19 protein-coding genes and 1 pseudogene are annotated in these 22,452 nt (G+C 71.7%); 8 read left to right on the forward strand and 12 right to left on the reverse strand.

Going from position 1 to position 22,452, the window contains the following annotated elements:
• Positions 1–21: 21 nt before the first annotated feature.
• Genes AB0O01_RS13230 through AB0O01_RS13275 form a run of 10 tightly spaced genes read right to left on the reverse strand, consistent with a single transcriptional unit; the run spans position 22 to position 10,186 of the window.
• The gene (locus tag AB0O01_RS13230) at positions 22–1,554 is read right to left on the reverse strand and encodes an NADH-quinone oxidoreductase subunit N (protein WP_365312897.1); all 1,533 of its coding nucleotides are present in this window, start codon (positions 1,552–1,554) and stop codon (positions 22–24) included.
• The gene (locus tag AB0O01_RS13235) at positions 1,551–3,125 is read right to left on the reverse strand and encodes an NADH-quinone oxidoreductase subunit M (RefSeq protein WP_365312898.1); all 1,575 of its coding nucleotides are present in this window, start codon (positions 3,123–3,125) and stop codon (positions 1,551–1,553) included. Before AB0O01_RS13235 ends, AB0O01_RS13230 begins: the two co-directional genes overlap by 4 nt.
• A 6-nt stretch (positions 3,126–3,131) precedes the next feature.
• Complete coding sequence (locus AB0O01_RS13240) at positions 3,132–5,126, reverse strand: NADH-quinone oxidoreductase subunit L (protein ID WP_365312900.1); 1,995 nt, start codon at positions 5,124–5,126, stop codon at positions 3,132–3,134.
• Entirely contained in the window at positions 5,123–5,584 is a 462-nt protein-coding gene (nuoK, locus tag AB0O01_RS13245; RefSeq protein WP_365312901.1) for an NADH-quinone oxidoreductase subunit NuoK, read from the reverse strand. The genes AB0O01_RS13240 and nuoK overlap by 4 nt, the downstream gene beginning before the upstream one ends.
• Positions 5,584–6,276: an NADH-quinone oxidoreductase subunit J gene (locus tag AB0O01_RS13250; protein ID WP_365313139.1), complete on the reverse strand. Its 693-nt coding sequence runs from the start codon at positions 6,274–6,276 to the stop codon at positions 5,584–5,586. The genes nuoK and AB0O01_RS13250 overlap by 1 nt, the downstream gene beginning before the upstream one ends.
• A gap of 38 nt (positions 6,277–6,314) precedes the next feature.
• Entirely contained in the window at positions 6,315–6,962 is a 648-nt protein-coding gene (locus tag AB0O01_RS13255; protein ID WP_365312902.1) for an NADH-quinone oxidoreductase subunit I, read from the reverse strand.
• A 2-nt stretch (positions 6,963–6,964) separates the two neighbouring features.
• Positions 6,965–7,933 carry a complex I subunit 1 family protein gene (locus tag AB0O01_RS13260; RefSeq protein WP_365312903.1) on the reverse strand — a complete coding sequence of 323 codons (969 nt, stop codon included), beginning with the start codon at positions 7,931–7,933 and terminating at the stop codon, positions 6,965–6,967.
• Positions 7,930–9,045 (reverse strand): NADH-quinone oxidoreductase subunit C, encoded by a 1,116-nt coding sequence (locus AB0O01_RS13265; RefSeq protein ID WP_365312905.1) that lies wholly within the window; start codon positions 9,043–9,045, stop codon positions 7,930–7,932. Before AB0O01_RS13265 ends, AB0O01_RS13260 begins: the two co-directional genes overlap by 4 nt.
• Positions 9,042–9,788, reverse strand: coding sequence for an NADH-quinone oxidoreductase subunit B family protein (locus AB0O01_RS13270; RefSeq protein ID WP_365312906.1), 747 nt, complete (start codon positions 9,786–9,788; stop codon positions 9,042–9,044). The genes AB0O01_RS13265 and AB0O01_RS13270 overlap by 4 nt, the downstream gene beginning before the upstream one ends.
• Entirely contained in the window at positions 9,779–10,186 is a 408-nt protein-coding gene (locus AB0O01_RS13275; RefSeq protein WP_365312908.1) for an NADH-quinone oxidoreductase subunit A, read from the reverse strand. Before AB0O01_RS13275 ends, AB0O01_RS13270 begins: the two co-directional genes overlap by 10 nt.
• A 315-nt stretch (positions 10,187–10,501) precedes the next feature.
• On the opposite strand from AB0O01_RS13275, the gene AB0O01_RS13280 reads away from it, so the two are divergent.
• The 5 genes from AB0O01_RS13280 to AB0O01_RS13300 all read left to right on the forward strand — a co-directional run bounded on the left by AB0O01_RS13280 (position 10,502) and on the right by AB0O01_RS13300 (position 17,615).
• On the forward strand, positions 10,502–11,824 hold the full coding sequence (locus AB0O01_RS13280) for a sensor domain-containing protein (protein ID WP_365312910.1): 1,323 nt from the start codon (positions 10,502–10,504) through the stop codon (positions 11,822–11,824).
• A gap of 307 nt (positions 11,825–12,131) precedes the next feature.
• Positions 12,132–13,463, forward strand: coding sequence for a sensor domain-containing protein (locus AB0O01_RS13285; protein WP_365312912.1), 1,332 nt, complete (start codon positions 12,132–12,134; stop codon positions 13,461–13,463).
• A 304-nt stretch (positions 13,464–13,767) separates the two neighbouring features.
• Positions 13,768–14,427 (forward strand): response regulator transcription factor, encoded by a 660-nt coding sequence (locus AB0O01_RS13290; RefSeq protein ID WP_365313141.1) that lies wholly within the window; start codon positions 13,768–13,770, stop codon positions 14,425–14,427.
• Positions 14,428–14,608: 181 nt separating this feature from the next.
• Positions 14,609–16,537, forward strand: a complete 1,929-nt coding sequence (locus AB0O01_RS13295) for a 2-oxoacid:acceptor oxidoreductase subunit alpha (RefSeq protein WP_365312913.1) — start codon at positions 14,609–14,611, stop codon at positions 16,535–16,537.
• Positions 16,530–17,615: a 2-oxoacid:ferredoxin oxidoreductase subunit beta gene (locus AB0O01_RS13300; RefSeq protein ID WP_365312914.1), complete on the forward strand. Its 1,086-nt coding sequence runs from the start codon at positions 16,530–16,532 to the stop codon at positions 17,613–17,615. Before AB0O01_RS13295 ends, AB0O01_RS13300 begins: the two co-directional genes overlap by 8 nt.
• Before the next feature lie 148 nt (positions 17,616–17,763).
• On the opposite strand, the gene AB0O01_RS13305 is transcribed toward AB0O01_RS13300, so the two are convergent.
• The gene (locus AB0O01_RS13305) at positions 17,764–18,138 is read right to left on the reverse strand and encodes a helix-turn-helix domain-containing protein (protein WP_365313142.1); all 375 of its coding nucleotides are present in this window, start codon (positions 18,136–18,138) and stop codon (positions 17,764–17,766) included.
• A 219-nt stretch (positions 18,139–18,357) separates the two neighbouring features.
• Here AB0O01_RS13305 and AB0O01_RS13310 point away from each other — a divergent pair, with 219 nt between their 5' ends.
• Positions 18,358–19,224 carry an SDR family oxidoreductase gene (locus tag AB0O01_RS13310; protein ID WP_365312915.1) on the forward strand — a complete coding sequence of 289 codons (867 nt, stop codon included), beginning with the start codon at positions 18,358–18,360 and terminating at the stop codon, positions 19,222–19,224.
• Positions 19,225–19,543: 319 nt separating this feature from the next.
• Positions 19,544–20,533, forward strand: a complete 990-nt coding sequence (gene rarD / locus AB0O01_RS13315) for an EamA family transporter RarD (protein ID WP_365313143.1) — start codon at positions 19,544–19,546, stop codon at positions 20,531–20,533.
• Positions 20,534–20,613: 80 nt separating this feature from the next.
• Here rarD and AB0O01_RS13320 read toward each other — a convergent pair.
• Positions 20,614–21,876: pseudogene (locus tag AB0O01_RS13320) on the reverse strand (MFS transporter); the annotation flags it as partial.
• Here AB0O01_RS13320 and AB0O01_RS13325 point away from each other — a divergent pair.
• A complete protein-coding gene (locus AB0O01_RS13325) occupies positions 21,875–22,372 on the forward strand; it encodes a helix-turn-helix domain-containing protein (protein WP_365312917.1) in 498 nt (165 codons plus the stop codon). The pseudogene AB0O01_RS13320 and the gene AB0O01_RS13325 overlap by 2 nt on opposite strands.
• Positions 22,373–22,452 lie beyond the last annotated feature (80 nt).

Raw genomic sequence — 22,452 nt, forward strand, 5'->3', positions numbered from 1 at the left:
GCGGTGGCCGCTCGGCGGGGGTCAGAAGAGGGTCGTGTCCGCGAAGCGCAGGACGAGCTGGGGGGCTCCCGACAGGGCGATGCCGATGACGGCCGTGAGGGCGAGGGCGGCGGTGACGGGGGCGGGGGCGGGGGCCCGCAGGGCCGCGGGGGCACCCGCGGGGGCGCGGAAGAGCAGCGCCGTCCACTGGAGGTAGTAGTACAGGGCGATCACGACGTTGGCGGCCATCACGACGGCGAGCCAGCCGAGGCCCGCGTCCACGGCCGCGCCGAACACGGTGACCTTGGCGAAGAGGCCGATGATGCCCGGGGGCAGTCCGGCGAGGCAGAGCAGGAAGAAGGCCATCAGGAGCGCGGTGAGCGGGCTCGTGGCGTACAGGCCCCGGTAGTCGCCGACCCGGTTGCGGGGCTTCGTACGGGCCACCAGGGCGACGACGGCGAACGCGCCGAGGTTCACGGCGGCGTACATCAGGGCGTAGGCGAGGGTGGAGCCGACGGAGCGCCGGGGGTCGTCGGAGTACGCGGCGGCGGCGATCGGGACGAGGAGGTAGCCGGCCTGGCCGACGGAGGACCAGGCGAGCAGGCGTACGGCGCTGTACGCGCGCGTGGGGCGCTGCCGCAGGGCGCCGACGTTGCCGACGGTCATGGTGAGGGCGGCGAGCACGGCCAGGGCGGGGCCCCAGAGGTCGGCGTACGACGGGAGGGCGATGACGGTGACGAGGATCAGGCCGGAGAAGCCGACCGCCTTGCCGACGACGGAGAGATAGGCGGCGATGGGGAGCGGGGCCCCTGTGTAGGTGTCGGGCACCCAGAAGTGGAACGGGACCGCGGCGGTCTTGAAGGCGAAGCCGATGAGGGTCAGGATCACGCCGGTTTCGGCGAGGGTGGCGAGCTGGCCGTCGACGTCCTGGATCCGGGTGGCGATCTCGGTGAGGTACAGGGTGCCGGTGGAGGCGTACAGGAAGCTCACGCCCAGGAGGGTGACCGCGGTGGCGGTGACCGAGGAGAGGAAGAACTTCAGGGCCGCCTCGGAGGACCTCCGGTCGCCGTACTTGAGGCCGACCAGCGCGAAGGCGGGCAGGGAGGCGACCTCCAGGGCGACGATCAGGGTGGCCAGGTCGCGGGAGGCGGGGAGCAGGGCGGCACCGGCGGCGGAGCACAGGAGCAGGAACCAGTACTCGCCGTCGGGCAGTGTCGTGTGGGAGTCCTTGAGGGCGGTGACCGAGAGGAGGGCGGTGAGCAGGGCGCCGCCGAGGACGAGGAGCTGGACGACGAGGGTGAAGCGGTCGGCGGTGTAGCTGCACACGTCCGGGTCGCCGGTGAGGCAGAACGTGCTGCGGTCGCCGTCGAGGAGGGGCAGCAGCATCAGGGTCGAGGCGGCGAGGCCCGCGATGGAGATGCCGCCCAGGACGGCTTTGCGGTGCTCGCCGATGAAGAGGTCGGCGACCAGGACGGCGAGGCCGACGACCGCGGCAATGGTGGGCGGCGCGATGGCGAGCCAGTCGACGGACTGCACCAGGGACGCGGCGGCGGCAGGCTGGGCGAGGGCGCTCATCGGTTGCCTCCTGCGAGGAGCTGCTGCACGGCCGGGTCGGTGAGACCGAGGAGGGTTCTCGGCCAGAGACCGGCGACGACGGTGAGGGCGACGAGCGGGGCCCAGGCCGCGTACTCGTACGTCTGGACGTCGGCGAGGCGGGGTGCGTCCTGCGGGACCGCGCCCATGCAGACGCGGCGGACCACGATCAGCAGGTACGCGGCCGTGAGCAGGGTGCCGAAGGCGCCGATGGACATGAAGGTGAGGAAGGCGGGGCGGCTGAGTCCCTCGGCCGGGTCGAACGCGCCGAACAGGGCGAGCATCTCGCCCCAGAACCCGGCGAGACCGGGCAGGCCGAGCGAGGCGACGGCGGCGAAGGCGAGCAGTCCGCCGAAGCGCGGGGCCCTGCCGTACAGGGCGGCGCCGGTCTGCTCGGCGAGGGCGTCGAGGTCGGTGGTGCCGGTGCGGTCCTTGAGGGCTCCGACCAGGAAGAACAGCAGGCCGGTGATGAGGCCGTGGGCGATGTTGGCGAAGAGGGCGCCGTTCACGCCGGTCGGGGTCATCGTGGCGATGCCGAGCAGCACGAAGCCCATGTGGCCGACGGAGGAGTAGGCGATCAGCCGCTTCAGATCGCCCTTCGCGCCCTGTTTGGCGAGGGCGAGACAGGCCAGCGAGCCGTAGACGATCCCGACGACGGCGAAGGCGGCGAGGTAGGGCGCGAAGGTCCGCATCCCCTCGGGCGCGACCGGCAGAAGAATCCGGACGAACCCGTACGTACCCATCTTCAGCATGACGCCGGCCAGCAGGACCGAGCCGACGGTCGGGGCGGCGGTGTGGGCGTCGGGCAGCCAACTGTGCAGCGGCCACATCGGCGTCTTCACGGCGAGCCCGAGACCGATCGCCAAAACCGCGATGACCTGCACGGATGTGGTCAGCGACCGGCCGTTGTCAGTGGCGAGTGCGACTATGTCGAATGTGCCCGCGGTGATTCCGATCAGCAGCAGGCCGAGCAGCATGATGACGGAGCCGAGCAGCGTGTAGAGGATGAATTTCCAGGCCGCCGCGGCCCGGCCCTCGCCGCCCCAGCGGGCGATGAGGAAGTACATCGGGATCAGGACCATCTCGAAGGCGAGGAAGAACAGCAGCAGGTCGAGGACGGCGAAGGTGGCGAGGGTGCCGCCCTCCAGCACGAGCAGCAGGGCGACGAACGCCTTCGGGGTCGGGCCCGCGGGCATCTTGAAGTAGGAGTAGAGCGCGCAGAGGAAGGTCAGCAGCGCGGTCATGACCAGAAGGGGGAGGGAAATGCCGTCGATGCCGAGGTGGATGCGCACATCGAGCGCGGGGATCCACCTGATGTCCGTGCCGGCCTGCATCTTCGACGGCTGGTCGTGGTCGAAGCCCAGCGCCAGGACGACGGTGGCGGCCAGGACGACACCGGTCACGGTCACCCCGTGGCGGAGCACGGCCTGCTCGGGCGACTTCCCCTTCAGTCCGGGCGGGGCGGGGAGGAGAGCGGCGACGGCGCCGAGGAGCGGGCCGACGACGACGAACGCCAGAAGGAACTGCATCACGGACTCGTTGATATCGATCACGCCTGCTCACGCTCCCGTGGCGACAAGGACGGCGGCGACCGCGAGAACGACGGTGCCGGCGAGCAGCGCGCTCACATAGGTCTGCACATTGCCGGTCTGGGCCCGGCGTACGGCGGCCCCCAGCCAGCGCGGTAGCGCCCCGGCTCCCTGGACATAGGTGTCGACGACCTCGCGGTCGAGGAACCGGACGAGTCCGGCCGCCGCCTGGACCGGGCGGACGAACAGCGCCGCGTACAGGGCGTCGAGGTGGAAGCCCGCGGCGGCGGGCCGGTGCAGCGGGCCCAGCAGCAGCCGTCCCGGGTCGGCCGGGTCGGGGGCGTCGGCGATGTCCCCGTAGGCGGGTGTGTGGGTGGCGATGGCCTCGGCCTCCACCCGTGCCGCGTCCGCCTCCGGATGGGCGGCGACGGCACCCAGCGGGGCGCTCCGGGCGCGGGCCCGGGTGTGGCGCCAGGCGGCGTAGGTGACGATCCCGCCGGTGAGGGCGGCGCCGGTGCCGAGGACCGAGGTCAGCAGGGTCGGTCCGAGGTCACCGCCGTCGAACCAGCCCTGGAGTCCGCGGTAGGCGAATCCGCCGAAGGCGAGCGAGGGCGCGGCGAGGACCCAGAGGACCAGGGTCATGGCGAGCGGCTGGCGGCCGTGGTCGGGGGCCTCCTCGCCCCGGCCGCGGAAGGCGAGCAGCCACAGACGGGTCGCGTAGGCGGCGGTGAGGACGGCGGTGACGAGTCCGGCGACCAGGACGATCCAGCCCGCGGTGGCGGGGACGTTCTCGCCGTGGCCGGCGGTGACCTGTTCGGCGGCGCCGAGGACGGACTCCTTGGAGAAGAAGCCGCTGAACGGCGGGATCGCGGCGAGCGCGAGCAGGGCCACGGTCATCGTCCAGTAGGCGTCGGGGACGCGGTCGCGCAGATCGCGCATGCGGGACATGGCGGCCAGCGAGTTGGTGCCGGCGGCGTGGATGATCACGCCGGCGGCGAGGAACAGCAGCGCCTTGAAGGCGCCGTGGGACAGGAGGTGGAAGACGGCGGCACCGCGGTCGGCGACGGCGAGGGCGCCGGTCATGTAGCCGAGCTGGCCGATGGTCGAGTAGGCGAGGACGCGTTTGATGTCGTCCTGGGCGAGGGCGGCGAGGCCGGAGCCGGCCATGGTGACGGCGGCCATCACGGCGAGGACCACCAGGGCGGCGCCGGACGCCTGGAAGACGGGCAGGAGCCGGGCGACGAAGTAGACACCGGCGGCGACCATCGTCGCGGCGTGGATCAGCGCGGAGACGGGTGTGGGGCCCGCCATCGCGTCCGGGAGCCAGGTGTGCAGCGGGAACTGCGCCGACTTGCCCGCGACACCGGCGAGCAGAAGGAGGGCGATCAGGGTGGGGTGGTCCAGGCCGCCGTCGGCGACGGTGCGCAGGATCTCGGTGATGCCGAAGGAGCCGGCGTCGGTGGCGAGGGCGAACAGGCCGATGAGGAAGGGGACGTCGCCGAGCTTGGTGACCAGGAACGCCTTCAGGGAGGCGGCGCGGGCCTCGGGGGTCTCCCAGTAGTGGCCGACGAGGAAGTAGGAGCAGATGCCCATGATTTCCCAGCCGACCAGCAGCACCATCAGGTCCCCGGAGTAGACCACCAGCAGCATCGCGGAGGTGAACAGCGAGACCAGGGCGGCGTAGGAGGGGTAGCGCGGGTCGTCGCGCAGATAGCCCGTCGAGTAGATCTGCACACAGCAGGCGATGAACGCGACCAGGACGGCGACGAGGGCGGCGAAGCCGTCGATGTACAGGGCGAGTTCGATGGGGACGGAGCCGGTGGGGGTCAGTTCGGTGGCCGCGGCGATCGGGGCGTCGCCGCCCTGGCGCACGGCGACGAGCACGGTGAGGACGAGGGAGGCGAGGGTGGGCAGGACCGCGAGCGGGCGGACGTAGCCGGGGCCCGATCTGCCGACGGAGAGACCGGCGGCGGCCCCCAGGAAGGGAAGGAGGGGGACGAGGGCGGCGAGGGTGGTGGTGGTCACGCGGTGGCCTCGGCCTTCTCGGCGGCGCCGGCGGGCCGGTGGGTCGCGGGGAGCGCGGCGGCGGAGCCGGGGCCGTCGTCATCGGGGCCGTGGGGGTCGGGGTCGCCGTCTTCCGGGCCGTCGGCGGGGCCGCCGTCCGGGCCCTCGGCGGTGTCGCGGAGCTTGTCGATGTCCGAGGTGCCGCGGTTGCGGTGAACGGCGAGGACGATCGCCAGGCCGATACCGATCTCGGCGGCGGCGATGGCGATGGTGAACAGGGTGAGGGCCTGGCCGGAGTGCAGGGTCTCCTCGGCGGCCTTGCTGAGCCAGACGTCGAAGGCGACGAGATTGAGGTTGACCGCGTTGAGCATCAGCTCGACCGACATCAGCACGAGGATCGCGTTGCGGCGGGCGAGGACGCCGTACAGGCCGGTGCAGAACAGGAGGGCCGACAGCACGGCGGGATAGGCGAGATGCATCAGCGGGCGCCTTCCGGGTCGGCGGGGGGTTCTGTGGGGGTGCCCGGGGTGGCGGCGGGGGCTGCGGAGACTGTGGGGGTGGTGGGGCTCGTGGTGGTGCGCGGGGCCGGGCGGGGCTGTGCGGGGGCTGTCGGGGGGTGGGGCTTGGCCTTGCGGGACAGGACGATCGCGCCGACCAGGGCGGAGAGGAGGAGGACGGAGAGGGCCTCGAAGGGGAGGACCCAGTTCTGGAAGAGGCTCTCGCCGGTGACGCGGGTGGAGCCGGCGGCGGCGCCCTCCAGGTCGATCCAGGTGGCGCGGAAGGCGTCGACGACCACCCAGACCAGACAGAGCGCGGCGACCACGGCCACGCCGAGGGCGACCCAGCGGTTGCCGGAGTCGGCGTCGGGGCTGCGGCCGATGGGGGCCTTGGTGAGCATGAGACCGAAGAGCAGGAGGACGACGACGGAACCGACGTAGATGAGGACCTGGACCCAGGCGATGAACTCGGCGGTGAGGAGGAGGTACTCGACGGCGAGTCCGCCGAGGGCGACGACCAGCCAGAGGGCGGCGTGGACGAGTTGCCGGGTGGTGACGGTGATGATCGCGGCGCCGAGGGTGACCAGGCCGACCAGGAGGAAGGCGATCTCGACGCCGGTCGGGGAGAGGAAGCCGCGGGTGTCGGCGGTGGGGGTGGTGGCGAGGGTGGTCAGGGTGGTGTGCGTCGCCGTGGCGGCGGCTGCGGCGAGGGTCACGAGTCGCCTCCCTCGGGGTCGGCCGGCGGGGGCGGGGTGGGGCGGTGTCCGGCCTCAGCGGGGGGTTCCGGGGGGTGGGTCGTGGAGGCCGTGGGCGGGGTGGCCGCCAGTTTCTCGGCGGTCTTGCGGGCCGCGGCGATCTCCTTGGGCTCCTCGGCGGCGGGGTCGAGGGCGGGCGGGGCCGGGACCGTCCACATCCACTCGCGGAGTTTGTCGCGCTCGTGGGTGAGTTCGCGGATGTCGGTCTCGGCGTACTCGAACTCCGGTGACCAGAACAGGGCGTCGAAAGGACAGACCTCGATGCAGATACCGCAGTACATGCACAGGGAGAAGTCGATGGCGAAGCGGTCGAGGACGTTGCGGCTGCGTTCACGGCCGCCGGGGGTCGCGGCGGGGACGGTCTCCTTGTGGGAGTCGATGTAGATGCACCAGTCCGGGCACTCGCGGGCGCAGAGCATGCAGACCGTGCAGTTCTCCTCGAACAGACCGATGACCCCGCGGGTGCGGGGCGGGAGGTCGGGCTGGACGTCCGGGTACTGCTCGGTGACCGACTTCTTCGTCATCGTGCGCAGGGTGACGGCCAGGCCCTTGGCGAGGCCGCTGCCGGGGATGCGGGAGCGGGTGGGCGGAGGGGACTCGGCCATGGCTACTGGATCACCACCTTGACGACGCCGGTGAGGGCGATCTGGGCGAGGGAGAGGGGGACGAGGAGGGTCCAGGAGAACCTCTGGAGCTGGTCCTCACGCATCCGGGGATAGGTGACGCGCAGCCAGATCACGATGAAGGCGAGGACGGCGGTCTTCAGCAGGGTCCACACCCAGCCGAACCCGTCGGCGCCCCAGGGGCCGTGCCAGCCGCCCAGGAAGAGGACGGTGGTCAGTCCGCACAGGACGACGATCCCGGCGTACTCGGCGAGGAGGAAGAGCGCGAACCGCAGCCCGGTGTACTCGGTGTAGGCGCCGAAGATGATCTCGGAGTCGGCGACCGGCATGTCGAACGGCGGACGTTGCAGTTCGGCGAGGCCCGCCACGAAGAAGACGATCGCGCCGACGATCTGCCAGGGCAGCCACCACCACTCGAAGGCGTCGAGGATGCCGGGCAGCGAGACCGTGCCGGCCGCCATGGCGACGGAGGCGGCGGCGAGCAGCATGGGGAGTTCGTAGGCGAGGAGCTGGGCGGCGGTGCGCAGGCCGCCGAGGAGGGAGAACTTGTTGGCGGAGGCCCACCCGGCCATCAGCGAGCCGAGCACGCCGACGCCCATCACGGCGAGCACGAAGAAGACACCCGCGTCGATCACCTCGCCGACCGCGCCCTCGCCGGGGCCGATCGGGATGGCGAGCAGGACCAGGAGGTAGGGGAGGAGGGCCACGGCGGGGGCGAGCTGGAAGATACGGCGGTCGGCGCCGTTGGGGACGATGTCTTCCTTCTGCGCGAACTTCACGCCGTCGGCGACGAGCTGGGCCCAGCCGTGGAAGCCGCCCGCGTACATCGGGCCGAGGCGGCCCTGCATATGGGCCATCACCTTGTGCTCGGTCTGGCCGACGAGCAGGGGGAGGACGAGGAACGCGACGAAGACGATGAGGAGTCGCAGGGCGATGTCGAGGGCGTCGTTCACTGGCGGCCTCCTTCCGGGGGGTCGGCTTCGGCACTGGATTCGGGTTCGGGTGTGGTTTCGGGTGTGGGTTCGGGTTCGGGTGTGGCTTCGGTTTCGGCTGTGGGTGGGGTGGGGGGTTCGGGGGTGGAGGGGGCTTCTGGTTTGGGCTCGGGGGCGGGGGGAGCGGCGTCCTGGGGGTGGTGGTCCTCGTGGGCCGGGCGGGCGTGGTGCCAGGGGGCGTCCGGGCTGCGCGGGGGTGTGGGAGGGCGGGTCTCGTCGGACGGGGGCGCGGTCGTCTTCTGTGCCTCGCCCGGGGTCTCCGAGGTCTCCGCAGCCCTCGTGCCCTCCGTGGCCTCGGTCGGCTCTGGGGGTCGTGCCCGTTGGGTCGCCGATCCTTCGGAGGCGGTGCGGGCGCGGCGTGGGGTGGCGGGCTGTTGGGAGGCCGAGCCCTCCGAGGCCGTGCGGGAGCGTCGTACCGGGCGGTCTCCGGCGGCCGGGCGGGCGGGCGTACCGGCGGTGGCGCTGCGGCCCGCTGCTCGGGCGGGGCGGGTCGGGGCCGGGGGGAGCCGGCCCTTGAGGGGGCCCCATTCGTTGGGGTCGGGGACGCCCGGGGGGAGCATCTGGCGGCGTTTGGGGCCGCCGTGCTCGGACTCCCCCGGTTCCTTGGCGCCGGGCCATGCCTTGGCGACGCGGGCGGCGAGGACGAAGTCCTTGCGCAGGGGGTGGCCCTCGAAGGTCTCGGGGAGGAGGAGGTGGTCGAGGCCGGGGTGGTCGGTGAAGTCGACGCCGAACATCTCGTGGGTCTCGCGCTCGTGCCAGGCGGCGCCCGCGTAGACGCCGACGGCCGTGGGGAGGGTGGGCGCGTCGTGCGGGACGGTGGTGCGCAGGAGCAGTCGGCGTACGGGGGCCAGGGCGACGACATGGGCGGCGACGCGGAAGCCGGTGCCGGGCTCGTCGACGGCGCTGAGCCAGTCGAAGTAGCGGCAGTCCAGTTGGTCGCGGGCGGTGCGCAGGGCCTCGGTCCAGGTGGCGGGGGGTACGTCGACGGTGAGGAGGTCGTAGGACTCCTCGGCGGTCGCGTCCGGGCCGAACAGGTCCTCGGTGTCCGCCGGGAGCCAGCCGACGGCGGTCACCGGGGTTCCCCCTCGCCGGTCGGCAGGGCTCCCGCGCCGGTCGGCGGGGCGACCAGGCCGCTCTGGAGGGCGGCGACGGAGGGGCCGGTTCCGGGGTTCGCGTAGGGCTCGCCGGTTCCGGGGTTCGCGTAGCGCTCGCCCAAGGACTCGCGGGCGATCTTCTCCTGGAGCTTGAGGATGCCCTGGAGGAGCGCCTCGGGGCGGGGCGGGCAGCCGGGGACGTAGACGTCGACGGGGATGATCTGGTCGACGCCCTTGGTGACGGAGTAGGAGTCCCAGTAGGGGCCGCCGCAGTTGGAGCAGGCGCCGAAGGAGATGACGTACTTGGGCTCGGGCATCTGCTCGTACAGGCGTTTGACGGCGGGGGCCATCTTGTCGGTGACCGTGCCGGAGACGACCATCAGGTCGGCCTGGCGGGGGCCCGGCGCGAAGGGGATGACGCCGAGCCGGATGAAGTCGTGCCGGGCCATGGAGGCGGCGATGAACTCGATGGCGCAGCAGGCGAGGCCGAAGTTGAAGACCCAGAGGGAGTAGCGGCGGCCCCAGTTGAGGACGACCTTCATCGGCTCGGGGGCGAGCCGGGCGAGGGCGCCGAGGCGCTTGGGCTCCAGTGACAGCGCCGGAGTCGGTACCGGTGCCGGTGCCGATGCCGGAACTGGTGCCAGTACTGGTGCCGGTACTGGTGCCGGTACTGGTGCCGGTGCCGGTTCGCGCGGCTCCCCCGGAGGTGGGGTCACGTCCATGTCAGGACCCCCTTCTTGTAGGCGTAGAGCAGTCCCACGGCGAGGAAGCCGAGGAAGATGAACATCTCGACCAGCGTGGTCGCGCCGTAGCCGGGATCGGCGAAGACGGTCGCCCAGGGGAAGAGGAAGATCGAGTCGACGGCGAAGATGACGTAGAGGAAGGCGTAGACGTAGTAGCGGACCTGGGTGTGGGCCCAGCCCTCGCCGACCGGGTCGACGCCACACTCGTACGTCATCAGCTTCTCGGGCGTCGGGACGACGGGGCGCAGCAGCCGTCCGGCGCCGAAGGCGATGGCGACGAAGAGCACGCCGACCGCGGCGAGCAGTCCGACGACCGAGTAGGACTGGAAGTAGTCCGCCGCGACGACCTCGGTCGGTTCGACGGTCGGTTGCCTCACGTCCGTCCCTCGCTCCCTGGCCTCGGCTGTTCCCTGGCCTCGGCCTGTTGCTCGACCTGTTGATCGAGCTGTCGATCGACCCATTGTTCGAACTTCTGCTCGATCTGGTGTGGGTCGTGTCCTGCTGTACGAACACTGTGTGCGTCACCGTTCGACGATCTGCACGCACGGGAGTCTAGGCCCTGCTAAAGGCACGGTAAGCAGCCTGTCGGGGGTCGGGTGGTGAGGGTGGGACGCGGGGGTGGGGTTTTCCTCAGTCCAAGCGTGCGGCCCACCTCATGGCGCGGGAGTCGCCCGGCAGGCACGCTGGCTGTCATGACCGAACGAATCCCGTCTGCCGACAGCACCGCGACCGGCTGGAGCGACCGGAGCGACCGGAGCGATGGAGCCGACCGGGCCGACCGGGCCGCCGATGACCGGACCGACCGGGTCGACCGGACCAATCTGGCCGACCGGGTCGACCGGGGTGCGGGCGGCGGGAAAGAGCTGGGCAACCGGCTGCCGCCGCCCCGCCTGGGCTACGACAAGCACACCTGGAAGGAGATCGCGCATCTCCTGATCAACCTGCCCATGGCCCTCGTCGGCTTCGTCTACACGATCACCGTGCTGTCCACCGGCGCCCTGCTGACCGTCACCGTGGTCGGCCTCCCGCTGCTCGCGGTGGGGCTGATGGGCGCGCGCCGGCTCGGCAGACTGGAGCGGGCGCGGGCCAGGGCCCTGCTCGGTGTGCGGGTGGAGGAGCCGAGCCGGCTGCGCTGGCGCGGGCAGCGGGAGGGCGGCTTCCTCGCGCAGATGTGGATGATGATCAAGGACCCGGTCGGCTGGCGGACCTTCCTCTACGACGTCATACGGCTGCCCTGGGGCATCCTCACCTTCGTCATCACCCTGGTGTCGCTGTTCGTGCTGTGGCCGGTGCTGCCGTTCATCGCGCGGGGCCTGGCCAATGTGGACCGGGCGATGGTGCGCGGGCTGCTGTCGCCCTCGGACGAGCTGGAGCGGCGGATCGCGGAGCTGGAGTCGGACCGCGGGGTCGTGGTCGACACGGCGGCGGCCGATCTGCGGCGCATCGAGCGGGATCTGCACGACGGGGCACAGGCCCGGCTCGTCAATCTGGCGATGGGGCTGGGGCTGGCCAAGGAGAAGCTGCTGGAGGACCCGGACACGGCGGCGGAGATGGTCTCCGAGGCGCACGGCGAGGTGAAGCTCGCCCTCCAGGAGCTGCGGGATCTGGCCCGGGGCATCCATCCGGCGGTGCTGACCGACCGGGGGCTGGACGCGGCGCTGTCCTCGGTCGCCTCGCGGTGCACGGTGCCGGTGAAGGTGACGGTCGATCTGACGGCGAGACCGGCCGAGGCCATCGAGGGCATCGCCTACTTCACGGTCTCCGAGCTGCTCCAGAACGTCAGCAAGCACAGCGCGGCGCGGTCGGCGGCGGTGGAGGTGTGGCGTTCCGAGGAGCGGCTGCTCATCCAGGTCACGGACGACGGCCGGGGCGGCGCGAGCCTGGACGGCGGTACGGGGATGCGGGGCCTGGCGGAGCGGCTGGGCGCGGTGGACGGGCTGTTCATCATCGACTCCCCCGAGGGCGGGCCCACGACGATCACCGCGGAACTGCCGTGGCGGGAGCGGAAGGGCTGAGGGTGGGTGCGCCGCGGGCGGGCACTGGGACGGGGTGAGACCCGGGGGGAGGGAGTGAGACCCGGGAGGACGGGGTGAGACCCGGGAGGACGGAGTGAGGCCAGGCCCGTCCCCCCACCCCACCATCCGCCCCCGCGCCCGCCCCACCTCCGCTCCGCCTCCGCCCCCAAGGTAGGGAAAACCCCCCTCTCAAGAGGCCGACGCGCTCCATGGTCCGGGGGCCGGGCGCAGAGGAGGCTGGTGGCGCAGGAACGGATACGAGAGCAAGCCCAGATCGGTAGCGAAGGAACGGGACGGGACGACACCGATGACCACAACGGAGTACGGGCACGAGTACGGGGCCGGGTACGGACGCCGGGGCGGGCGGGTGCCGGTCGGGCTGCGGGCGCCGTTCGGGGGGCGGGCCTGGCGGGAGTTCCTCTATGTGCTGCTCAGCCTGCCGATCAGCATCGCGCTGTTCACCTACGCGGTGACGATGTTCTCGCTGGGGGTGGGCCTGCTGGTGACGTTCCTCGGCATCCCGGTGCTGGCGGGGACCCTGGCCGGCGCCCGGGGCCTGGGCGCGCTGGAGCGGGTACGGGCCCGGGGACTGCTGCGGCTGGAGGTGGCCGCGCCGGAGCCGCTGCGGGTCCGCAAGGGCGGCGCGATGGGATGGATGTGGGCCGCGCTGAAGGACGGGGCGTCGTGGCGGGCGCTGCTGTACTCGGTACTCCAGCTCCCGTGGGCGGTCTTCTCGTTCAGCGTGGCGCTCACGGTGTGGGTGACGGGCTGGAGCCTGGTGACCTATCCCCTGTGGTTCTGGGTCCTGCCCATGTACGGCGGGCAGGACGGCATCCAGCTCTACGGCGACGACACGCACCAGGTGTACCTGGACAACCCCTTCGAGATCGCGGTGACGGGGGCCGTGGGGCTGCTGTTCGTGCTGGCGGCGCCGTGGATCGTGCGGGCACTGACGACGGTGGACCGGCTGATGGTGCACGGTCTGCTGGGTGCGTCGCGGCTGGCGACACGGGTGGTGGAGCTGGAGTCGGACCGCGGGGTCGTGGTGGACACCGCGGCGGCCGATCTGCGGCGCATCGAGCGGGATCTGCACGACGGGGCGCAGGCCCGGCTCGTCAATCTGGCGATGGATCTGGGGCTGGCGAAGGAGAAGCTGTCCGAGGACCCGCAGGCGGCGGCGCGGATGGTGGACGAGGCGCACGGTGAGGTGAAGACGGCGTTGCAGGAGCTGCGGGATCTGGCCCGGGGCATCCACCCGGCGGTGCTGACGGACCGGGGGCTGGACGCGGCGCTGTCGTCGGTGGCCTCGCGGTGCGCGGTGCCGGTGCGGGTGGATGTGGATCTGGTGGAGCGTCCGGCGCCGGCCATCGAGGGGATCGCGTACTTCACGGTGTCCGAGCTGCTCCAGAACATCAGCAAGCACTCCCGGGCCAGGTCGGCGTGGGTGGATGTGTGGCGGGTGGAGAACCGGCTGATGCTCCAGGTCACGGACGACGGGGTGGGCGGCGCCGACTCCGACGCGGGTTCCGGCCTCGCCGGTCTCGCGGGGCGGCTCGACGCGGTGGACGGAATCCTGGTCGTCGACTCCCCCGAGGGCGGCCCCACCCGGATCACGGCGGAACTCCCCTGGCGCCGCTGAGACCCGCTCCGCGGCACCCGGACACCCCACCCAACCCCTCGTACCACCCCACCCCGGTCCACCCACCCCCCAGGGGCGCCGGGGGTACCCCCCTGGGGGAGGAACTGCGCGACCAGCCCCCACCCACCCGCACCCAACCACCACCACCCCCCACCCAAGACCACCCCACCGGGGATCACCCCACCCCACCGCACTCTGTAATGCTGGACCCGTCCAGTTGGCTGGACTTGTTCATGCAGGAGACGAAGCCGGTCGCCGGGGAACGGCGGGGGCGGGCGGGGGGCCGAGGATCGTGGAGGACAGAGTGCGGGTGGTCATCGCCGAGGATTCGGTACTGCTGCGGGAGGGACTGACCCGGCTGCTGACCGACCGGGGGCACGATGTGGTCGCCGGGGTCGGTGACGCGGAGGCGTTGATCAAGACCGTGACCGAGCTGGACGCGGAGGGCGGGCTGCCGGACGTCGTGGTGGCGGACGTGCGGATGCCGCCGACGCACACCGACGAGGGCGTACGGGCGGCCGTGCGGTTGCGGAAGTCGCACCCGGGGCTGGGGGTGCTGGTGCTGTCGCAGTACGTGGAGGAGCGGTACGCGACGGAGTTGCTGGCCGGGTCGAGCCGGGGGGTCGGGTATCTGCTGAAGGACCGGGTGGCGGAGGTCAGGGAGTTCGTCGACGCGGTGGTGCGGGTCGCGGAGGGCGGGACGGCGCTGGACCCGGAGGTGGTCGCGCAGTTGCTCGGGCGGTCCCGGAAGCAGGATGTGCTCGCGGGGCTGACGCCGCGGGAGCGGGAGGTGCTGGGGCTGATGGCGGAGGGGCGGACGAACTCCGCCATCGCGAAGCAGCTCGTGGTGAGCGACGGTGCCGTGGAGAAGCACGTCAGCAATATCTTTCTGAAGCTGGGCCTGTCGCCGAGCGAGGGGGACCATCGGCGGGTGCTGGCCGTGCTGACGTATCTCAATTCCTGAGAGCGCCCGAATCCCCCGGCTCCCGCGCGGCGGACGCGCCCCGAGGCGCAATAGGGCGCTCAAAGGGGTGTTCATCATGCGAATGGCCCCGAGCGGGCGACCCCGGCGGACGTAGGGTTGATCCTGGGTGGGCCTGCGGGAGGGCCGTACCCGACAGCCGCCGCGAAGGAGGTCCCGTTCAGTGACCAGCCAGGTCAGTAGCGAGAAGGAACAGGCCGACGGAACCGTCGTGGGAGAGCAGCGCAAACCGGCGGGAGGGAAGGACGTCCGCCGGCTGGACCGGGTGATCATCAGGTTCGCGGGGGACTCCGGTGACGGCATGCAGCTCACCGGCGACCGGTTCACCTCGGAGACCGCGTCCTTCGGCAACGACCTGTCCACCCTGCCGAACTTTCCGGCCGAGATCCGCGCGCCCGCCGGAACCCTGCCCGGTGTCTCGTCCTTCCAGCTCCACTTCGCCGACCACGACATCCTCACCCCCGGTGACGCCCCCAATGTCCTGGTCGCCATGAATCCGGCGGCGCTGAAGGCGAACGTGGGGGATCTGCCGCGCGGCGCGGAGATCATCGTCAACACGGACGAGTTCACCAAGCGGGCCATGCAGAAGGTCGGCTACGCCAGCAACCCGCTGGAGGACGGTTCGCTGGACGGCTACCACCTGCACCCGGTGCCGCTGACCACGCTGACCGTGGAGGCCCTCAAGGACTTCGCCCTGTCCCGCAAGGAGGCCGAGCGCAGCAAGAACATGTTCGCGCTGGGGCTCCTCTCGTGGATGTACCACCGGCCGACGGAGGGCACCGAGCAGTTCCTGACCTCGAAGTTCGCCAAGAAGCCGGAGATCGCGGCGGCGAACATCGCGGCGTTCCGCGCGGGCTGGAACTTCGGGGAGACGACGGAGGACTTCGCGGTCTCCTACGAGGTCGCGCCCGCCTCCACCGCCTTCCCCACCGGCACCTACCGCAACATCTCGGGCAACCTCGCCCTGGCCTACGGGCTCATCGCCGCGTCCCGCCAGGCCGATCTGCCGCTCTATCTGGGCTCGTACCCGATCACCCCGGCCTCGGACGTGCTGCACGAGCTGAGCCGGCACAAGAACTTCGGGGTGCGCACCTTCCAGGCGGAGGACGAGATCGCCGGTGTGGGAGCCGCCCTGGGAGCCGCCTTCGGCGGCTCTCTCGCCGTCACCACCACCAGCGGTCCCGGCGTCGCCCTGAAGTCGGAGACCATCGGGCTGGCGGTCTCGATGGAGCTGCCGCTGCTGATCGTGGACATCCAGCGCGGCGGCCCCTCCACCGGGCTGCCCACCAAGACCGAGCAGGCCGACCTCCTCCAGGCGATGTACGGGCGCAACGGCGAGGCGCCGGTGCCGATCGTCGCCCCGCGCACCCCGGCCGACTGCTTCGACGCCGCCATCGAGGCCGCCCGGATCGCGCTGGCCTACCGCACCCCGGTGCTGCTGCTCAGCGACGGCTACCTCGCCAACGGCTCCGAGCCCTGGCGCATCCCGGAGCCGGAGGAACTGCCGGATCTGACGGTGCAGTTCGCCCAGGGCCCCAACCACACCCTGGACGACGGCACCGACGTCTTCTGGCCGTACAAGCGCGACCCGCAGACCCTGGCCCGCCCCTGGGCCGTCCCCGGCACGCCCGGTCTGGAGCACCGCATCGGCGGCATCGAGAAGCAGGACGGCACGGGCAACATCTCGTACGACCCCGCCAACCACGACTTCATGGTCCGCACCCGGCAGGCGAAGATCGACGGGATCGAGGTCCCGGACATCGAGACCGACGACCCGGACGGCGCCCGCACCCTGGTCCTGGGCTGGGGGTCGACGTACGGGCCGATCACCGCCGCCGTCCGACGGCTGCGCACCGCGGGGCTGCCGATCGCGCAGGCCCATCTGCGCCATCTCAACCCCTTCCCGAGGAACCTGGGCGAGGTCCTCCAGCGTTACGACAAGGTCGTGATCCCCGAGATGAACCTCGGCCAGCTCGCCACCCTGATCCGGGCGAAGTACCTGGTCGACGCGCACAGCTACAACCAGGTGAACGGCATGCCGTTCAAGGCCGAACAGCTCGCCACGGCGCTCAAGGAGGCCATCGATGGCTGAGACGACCACGGAAGGCACGGGCACGGGCACGATCGAGGCACTCTCGCTCGTCCCCAAGGCCGAGGCCAGACAGTCCATGAAGGACTTCAAGTCCGATCAGGAAGTGCGCTGGTGCCCCGGCTGCGGTGACTACGCGATCCTCGCCGCCGTGCAGGGCTTCATGCCCGAACTGGGCCTCGCCAAGGAGAACATCGTCTTCGTCTCCGGCATCGGCTGCTCCTCCCGCTTCCCGTACTACATGAACACCTACGGGATGCACTCGATCCACGGCCGCGCCCCCGCCATCGCCACCGGGCTCGCCACCTCGCGCCGCGATCTGTCCGTCTGGGTCGTCACCGGCGACGGCGACGCCCTGTCCATCGGCGGCAACCACCTCATCCACGCCCTGCGGCGCAACGTCAACCTCAAGATCCTGCTCTTCAACAACCGGATCTACGGGCTGACCAAGGGCCAGTACTCCCCCACCTCCGAGGTCGGGAAGATCACCAAGTCGACGCCGATGGGCTCGCTGGACGCGCCCTTCAACCCGGTGTCGCTGGCGATCGGCGCCGAGGCGTCCTTCGTCGCCCGCACCATCGACTCCGACCGCAAGCACCTCACCCAGGTGCTGCGCGAGGCCGCCGCCCACCCCGGCACGGCCCTCATCGAGATCTACCAGAACTGCAACATCTTCAACGACGGCGCCTTCGACGCCCTCAAGGACAAGCAGCGGGCCGAGGAGGCGGTGATCCGGCTGGAGCACGGCCGTCCGATCCGCTTCGGGGCCGACGGCGCACGGGGGGTCGTCCGCGATCCGCTCACCGGTGATCTGCGGGTCGTCGATGTCACCCCGGAGAACGAGGGGGACATCCTGGTCCATGACGCGCATGCCGCGTCGCCGACGACGGCGTTCGCGCTGTCCCGGCTCGCCGACCCGGACACCCTGCACCACACCCCCATCGGCGTGCTGCGCTCCGTGGACCGGCCGGTCTACGACGACCAGATGACCGAGCAGCTCGACACCGCCGTCGAACAGAACGGCAAGGGCGACCTCGCCGCACTGCTGGCGGGCGGGGACACCTGGACGGTCGTGGGGTAGCCGACCCGACCGGCGATGAAGCGGCGGGCCCGGGTGCTGCTGTGCTGTACGGCGCACCCGGGCCCGCCCCTTTGCCCCTTTGCAGCCAAACCCGACCACCCCACGCCCCCGGCCCCGGACTCACACCGGCACAGGCACGGGCACGGCCCTATCCGGCGCCGTGCCGCGCCCCGTCATGCTGCTCCCGCGCCCCGTCGTACCGCTCCCGCGCCTCCTCCACCGCCTCCATCCGCCGCTCCGTCCACAGCGCCAGCGTCCGCACCTGTTCGGCGGCCTCGCGGCCCAGCGGGGTGAGGGAGTAGTCGACGCGGGGCGGGATCACCAACTGGGCGTCGCGATGGACGAGGCCGTCCCGCTCCAGGGTCTGGAGGGTCTGGGTCAGCATCTTCTCGCTGACCCGCCGGACCCCGTCGATCGCCCGGCGCAACTCGCTGAAGCGGTGCGGGCGGTCGAGCAGCGCGATCAGCACCAGAACGCCCCAGCGGCTGGTCACATGCTCCAGGACCAGCCGGTACGGGCACATCTCCTCGCCCGCGCCGCGCGACGCCGCCTTCCCGCTCTCGCCCACCGCGCCCACGGCACCCACCGCCCTCACCTCACCCACCTTGCTTACCCTGCTTACCGACACGCCGGTACCTTACTTCAAGGTGGGTACTTACGAAAAGGTAGTGCCCTTCCTAGGGTGAGGAGCGAGCAGCGGAACCAGTTCGACCACCCCCTACGGGACCCACGGGAGCACCCCATGAGCATCGTCGTCACCGGAGCCACCGGCCACCTCGGCCGCCTCGTCGTCACCCAACTGCTGGAGCGGGTGCCGGCCGGGCGGATCACCGCCGTCGTGCGCGACGAGGCCAGGGCCGCCGACCTCGCGGCCCGCGGCGTACGCCTCGCCGTCGCCGACTACAACGTCCCCGAGACCTTCGACCACCTGTTCTCCCCCGGCGACAAGGTGCTGCTGATCTCGGGCAACGAGTTCGACAAGGGCCGGGTCGCCCAGCACAGGGTCGTCGTGGACGCCGCCCGGAGCGCCGGGGTCGCGCTGCTGGCGTACACCAGCGCCCCCGCGAGCCTGACCGCCGCCCTCGCCGACGACCATCGCGGCACCGAGCGGGTCATCCGGGACTCGGGCCTGCCCCATGTCCTGCTGCGCAACGGCTGGTACCACGAGGTCTACACCGAGAACCTCGCCCCGGTGCTGGCGCACAACGCCGTGGTCGCCGCCGCCGGTGACGGCCGGATCGCCTCCGCCGCCCGCGCCGACTACGCCGCCGCCGCGGTCGCCGTACTGACCGGCGAGGGGCACGAGGGCAAGGCGTACGAACTCTTCGGGGACACCGCCTGGAGCATGGCCGAGTACGCGGCCGAGCTGAGCCGGGCGACCGGGCGGGAGATCGGGTACACGAACGTCACCCCCGATGCCCTGACCTCCATCCTGACCGGGGCCGGGCTGCCGGAGCCGTTCGCGGCGATGCTGGCCGGGGTGGATGTGTCCATCGGGAAGGGCGAGCTGGCGGGCGGGAGCACGGAGCTGTCCCGACTGGCGGGTCGCCCGACGACCCCGCTGGCGGAGGCGGTGGCGAAGGGGGTCGCCGCCGCGCTCAAGGACTGACCCACTCCGGCACTCCCCACTCCCCACTACCGCACTCCCGCACTCCCGCACTCCCCACTCCCGCGCTCCCCCTCCCGGGACCACCCCGGCCACCCCCCTCCCCCTCATCTGTCATGACCGTATTCCGGTACAGACATGACAGCGGGCCCGGCCCGGCGCTACCGTCGTCCGAGACCCGGCGCGGCCGGGCCGACAGAGCAGGCCGGGCACAGCGGGCCGGCGGCCGGGTGAGGCGCAAGGGAGGCGGCCCGTGACGGGGAACCCGAAGGGCACAGGGGGCAGCAGCAGCGGCAGCGGCAGCGGGCGGAGCGAGCGGCACATAGGGCTGCTGAACGGTTTCGCCGCGTATGGCATGTGGGGGCTGGTCCCCCTCTTCTGGCCGCTGCTGGAACCCTCCGGCGCCCTGGAGATCCTGGCCCACCGGATGGTGTGGTCGCTGGGCGTGGTCGCGGTGGTGCTGCTGGTCGTACGGCGCTGGGCATGGGCCGTCGAACTGGTGCGCCAGCCCCGCAAGCTCGGGCTGGTCGCCATCGCCGCCGCCACCATCAGCGTCAACTGGGGCGTCTACATCTGGGCCGTGAACAACGACCAGGTCGTGGAGGCGTCCCTCGGCTACTTCATCAATCCGCTGGTCACCATCGCGATCGGGGTGCTGCTGCTCAAGGAGCGGCTGCGCCCGGTGCAGTGGGCGGCGGTCGGGGTCGGTTTCGCCGCGGTCGTCGTGCTCGCCGTCGGCTATGGGCGACCGCCCTGGATCTCGCTGGTCCTCGCCTTCTCCTTCGCCACCTATGGACTGGCGAAGAAGAAGGTCAATCTCGGCGGCCTGGAGTCGCTGGCCGCCGAGACCGCCGTGCAGTTCCTGCCCGCGCTGGGCTTTCTGCTCTGGCTGGGCAGCCGGGGCGAGTCGACGTTCGGCGCCGAGGGCGCGGGGCACGCGGCGCTGCTCGCGGCGACCGGTGTGGTGACCGCGCTGCCGCTGATCTGCTTCGGCGCGGCGGCGATCCGCGTGCCCCTGTCGACCCTGGGCCTGCTCCAGTACCTCGCCCCGGTCTTCCAGTTCCTGCTGGGCGTCCTCTACTTCCGGGAGGCCATGCCCTCCGAGCGCTGGGCCGGGTTCGCGCTGGTCTGGCTGGCGCTGTCCATGCTGACCTGGGACGCGCTGCGCACCTCCCGGCGGGCGGCGCGCACGCTCAGGGCCGCGACCAGCGCCCCGAGCACCACCATCACCACCGGCACCGAGAGCGCCACCCGGAACGCCGACAGCCGCTCCGCCGATCCGGCGTCCGCCCCGGCCGACGCCAAGCCGTAGACGGCGGTGACCGCGGAGATCCCGACCGCCGAGCCGAACTGCGTCGCCGTGGTGAGCAGTCCGCCCGCGAGGCCCTGTTCGTGCTCGGCGACCCCGTCCGTCGCCGCGATGGTCAGCGGCCCGTAGGCCAGCGCGAAGGCGACCCCGGCGAGGATGAAGGTCGGGAACATGGCCGCGTACGTCCAGTCCATGCCCACCGGCAGGAACATCGCGTAGGCGACGACCGCGAGCAGGAAGCCGCCGAGGACGACCTTGGCGTTGCCGTAGCGGTTGACCAGGCGCGGGGTGAGGGTCGGGGCGAGGACCGCGTCGACGCCCATGGCGACCAGGGCGACGGCGGTCTGGAGCGAGGACCAGCCGCGCAGTTCCTGGAGGTAGAGCGTCGCCACGAACTGGAAGCCGAAGAACGCGCCGAGGAACAGCAGCGCCCCCAGATCCGCCCGGACCATCGCCTTGTTGCGCAGGATGCCGAGCCGCACCAGCGGTGTCCCGGTCCGCCGCTCGACCCCGGTGAACACCACCCCGAACGCCACCGCCCCGAGCCCGGCGGCCAGGGTGAGCGGCCAGCCGTCCAGCCCGTGCTCCAGCCGTACGACGGTGTAGGCGGCGAGCAGCATGGCCCCGGCGGCGGTGACCGCGCCGACGATGTCGAAGCCTCCCCGGCGGGCTTCGGCCGTCGTCGCGCTGTCGGCCGGTACCAGGCGCAGCGCGGCCACCAGGATCACCGCCGCCAGGAGCACCGGCGCGAAGAAGACCCAGCGCCAGCCGACCTGGGTGAGCAGTCCGCCGATCACCAGACCGAGCGAGAAGCCGCCCGCGCCGGTACCCGCGAAGATCAGCAGCGCCTTGTTGCGCTCCGGGCCCTCGCGGTAGGAGGTGGTGATCAGGGAGAGCGCGGCGGGGGTCATGAAGGCGGCGGCCATGCCGGTCACGAACCGGGACACGATCAGCATCCAGCCCTCGGTGCCGACGCCGCCGAGGCCGGAGAAGACCAGGAAGACGACCAGTCCGCCCAGGAACATCCGGCGCCGCCCCAGCAGATCGGCGGACCGGCCGCCGAGCAGGGTGAACCCGGCGTAGCCGAGCACATAGGCACTCATCACCCAGGCGGCGGCGCCGGTGGTCAGGCCGAGATCGGCCCGGATGGAGGGGATCGCGATCCCCAGCATGGCGACATCGATGCCCTCCAGAAAGATCGTTCCGCAGAGCACGAGCAGCAGGGCCCAGGCACGGGTGCCCATGGGGACTCCTTGATGAGGAGAAGAAGGAATAGGGCGGTTACGAGAGTGAGGGTCAGTTCTCTCTTGTAACCATGGCCAGAATGCGGCATCATCGGGCGACATGGAAGAAGGCACTTCGAAGTCACCCAGTTACTGCGACAGCACCGTGGACTACGGCGACGCGGATCCGTTCCAGTGGGACACCCGCGAGGACTGCGAGGTACGCCAGATCCTGGACCGGATCGCCGACAAGTGGTCGCTCCTGGTGATCGCCCTGCTGGACAACCGGCGACTGCGCTTCACCGAACTGCGCCGGGAGATCGACGGGGTCAGCCAGCGGATGCTGACCGTCACCCTGCGCCAACTGGAGCGCGACGGCCTGGTCCGGCGGACGGTCCACCCGGTGGTGCCGCCGCGCGTCGACTACGAGCTGACCTCCCTCGGCAAGACCCTGCACGCCACCATCCAGTCCCTGGTGACCTGGACCGAGGAGCACCGGCAGGAGGTGGCGACGGCCCGGGCGGCGTACGACGCCCGGGAGGCGGCGGAGACGGGCCCCGCCACCGCCGCACCGGCGTCCCCCCGCCCCACCCCGACGACAGCCGCCTCCCCCCACTGACTCCATACTTTCCGCTGCCTTCCCTTACTCTCCGCCAACTGCCCGCTGTGCCCGGTGTGCCCGGTGTGCCCGCGGGATCC

Source organism: Streptomyces sp. NPDC093252, assembly GCF_040683675.1.
Taxonomy (GTDB): Bacteria; Actinomycetota; Actinomycetes; order Streptomycetales; family Streptomycetaceae; genus Streptomyces.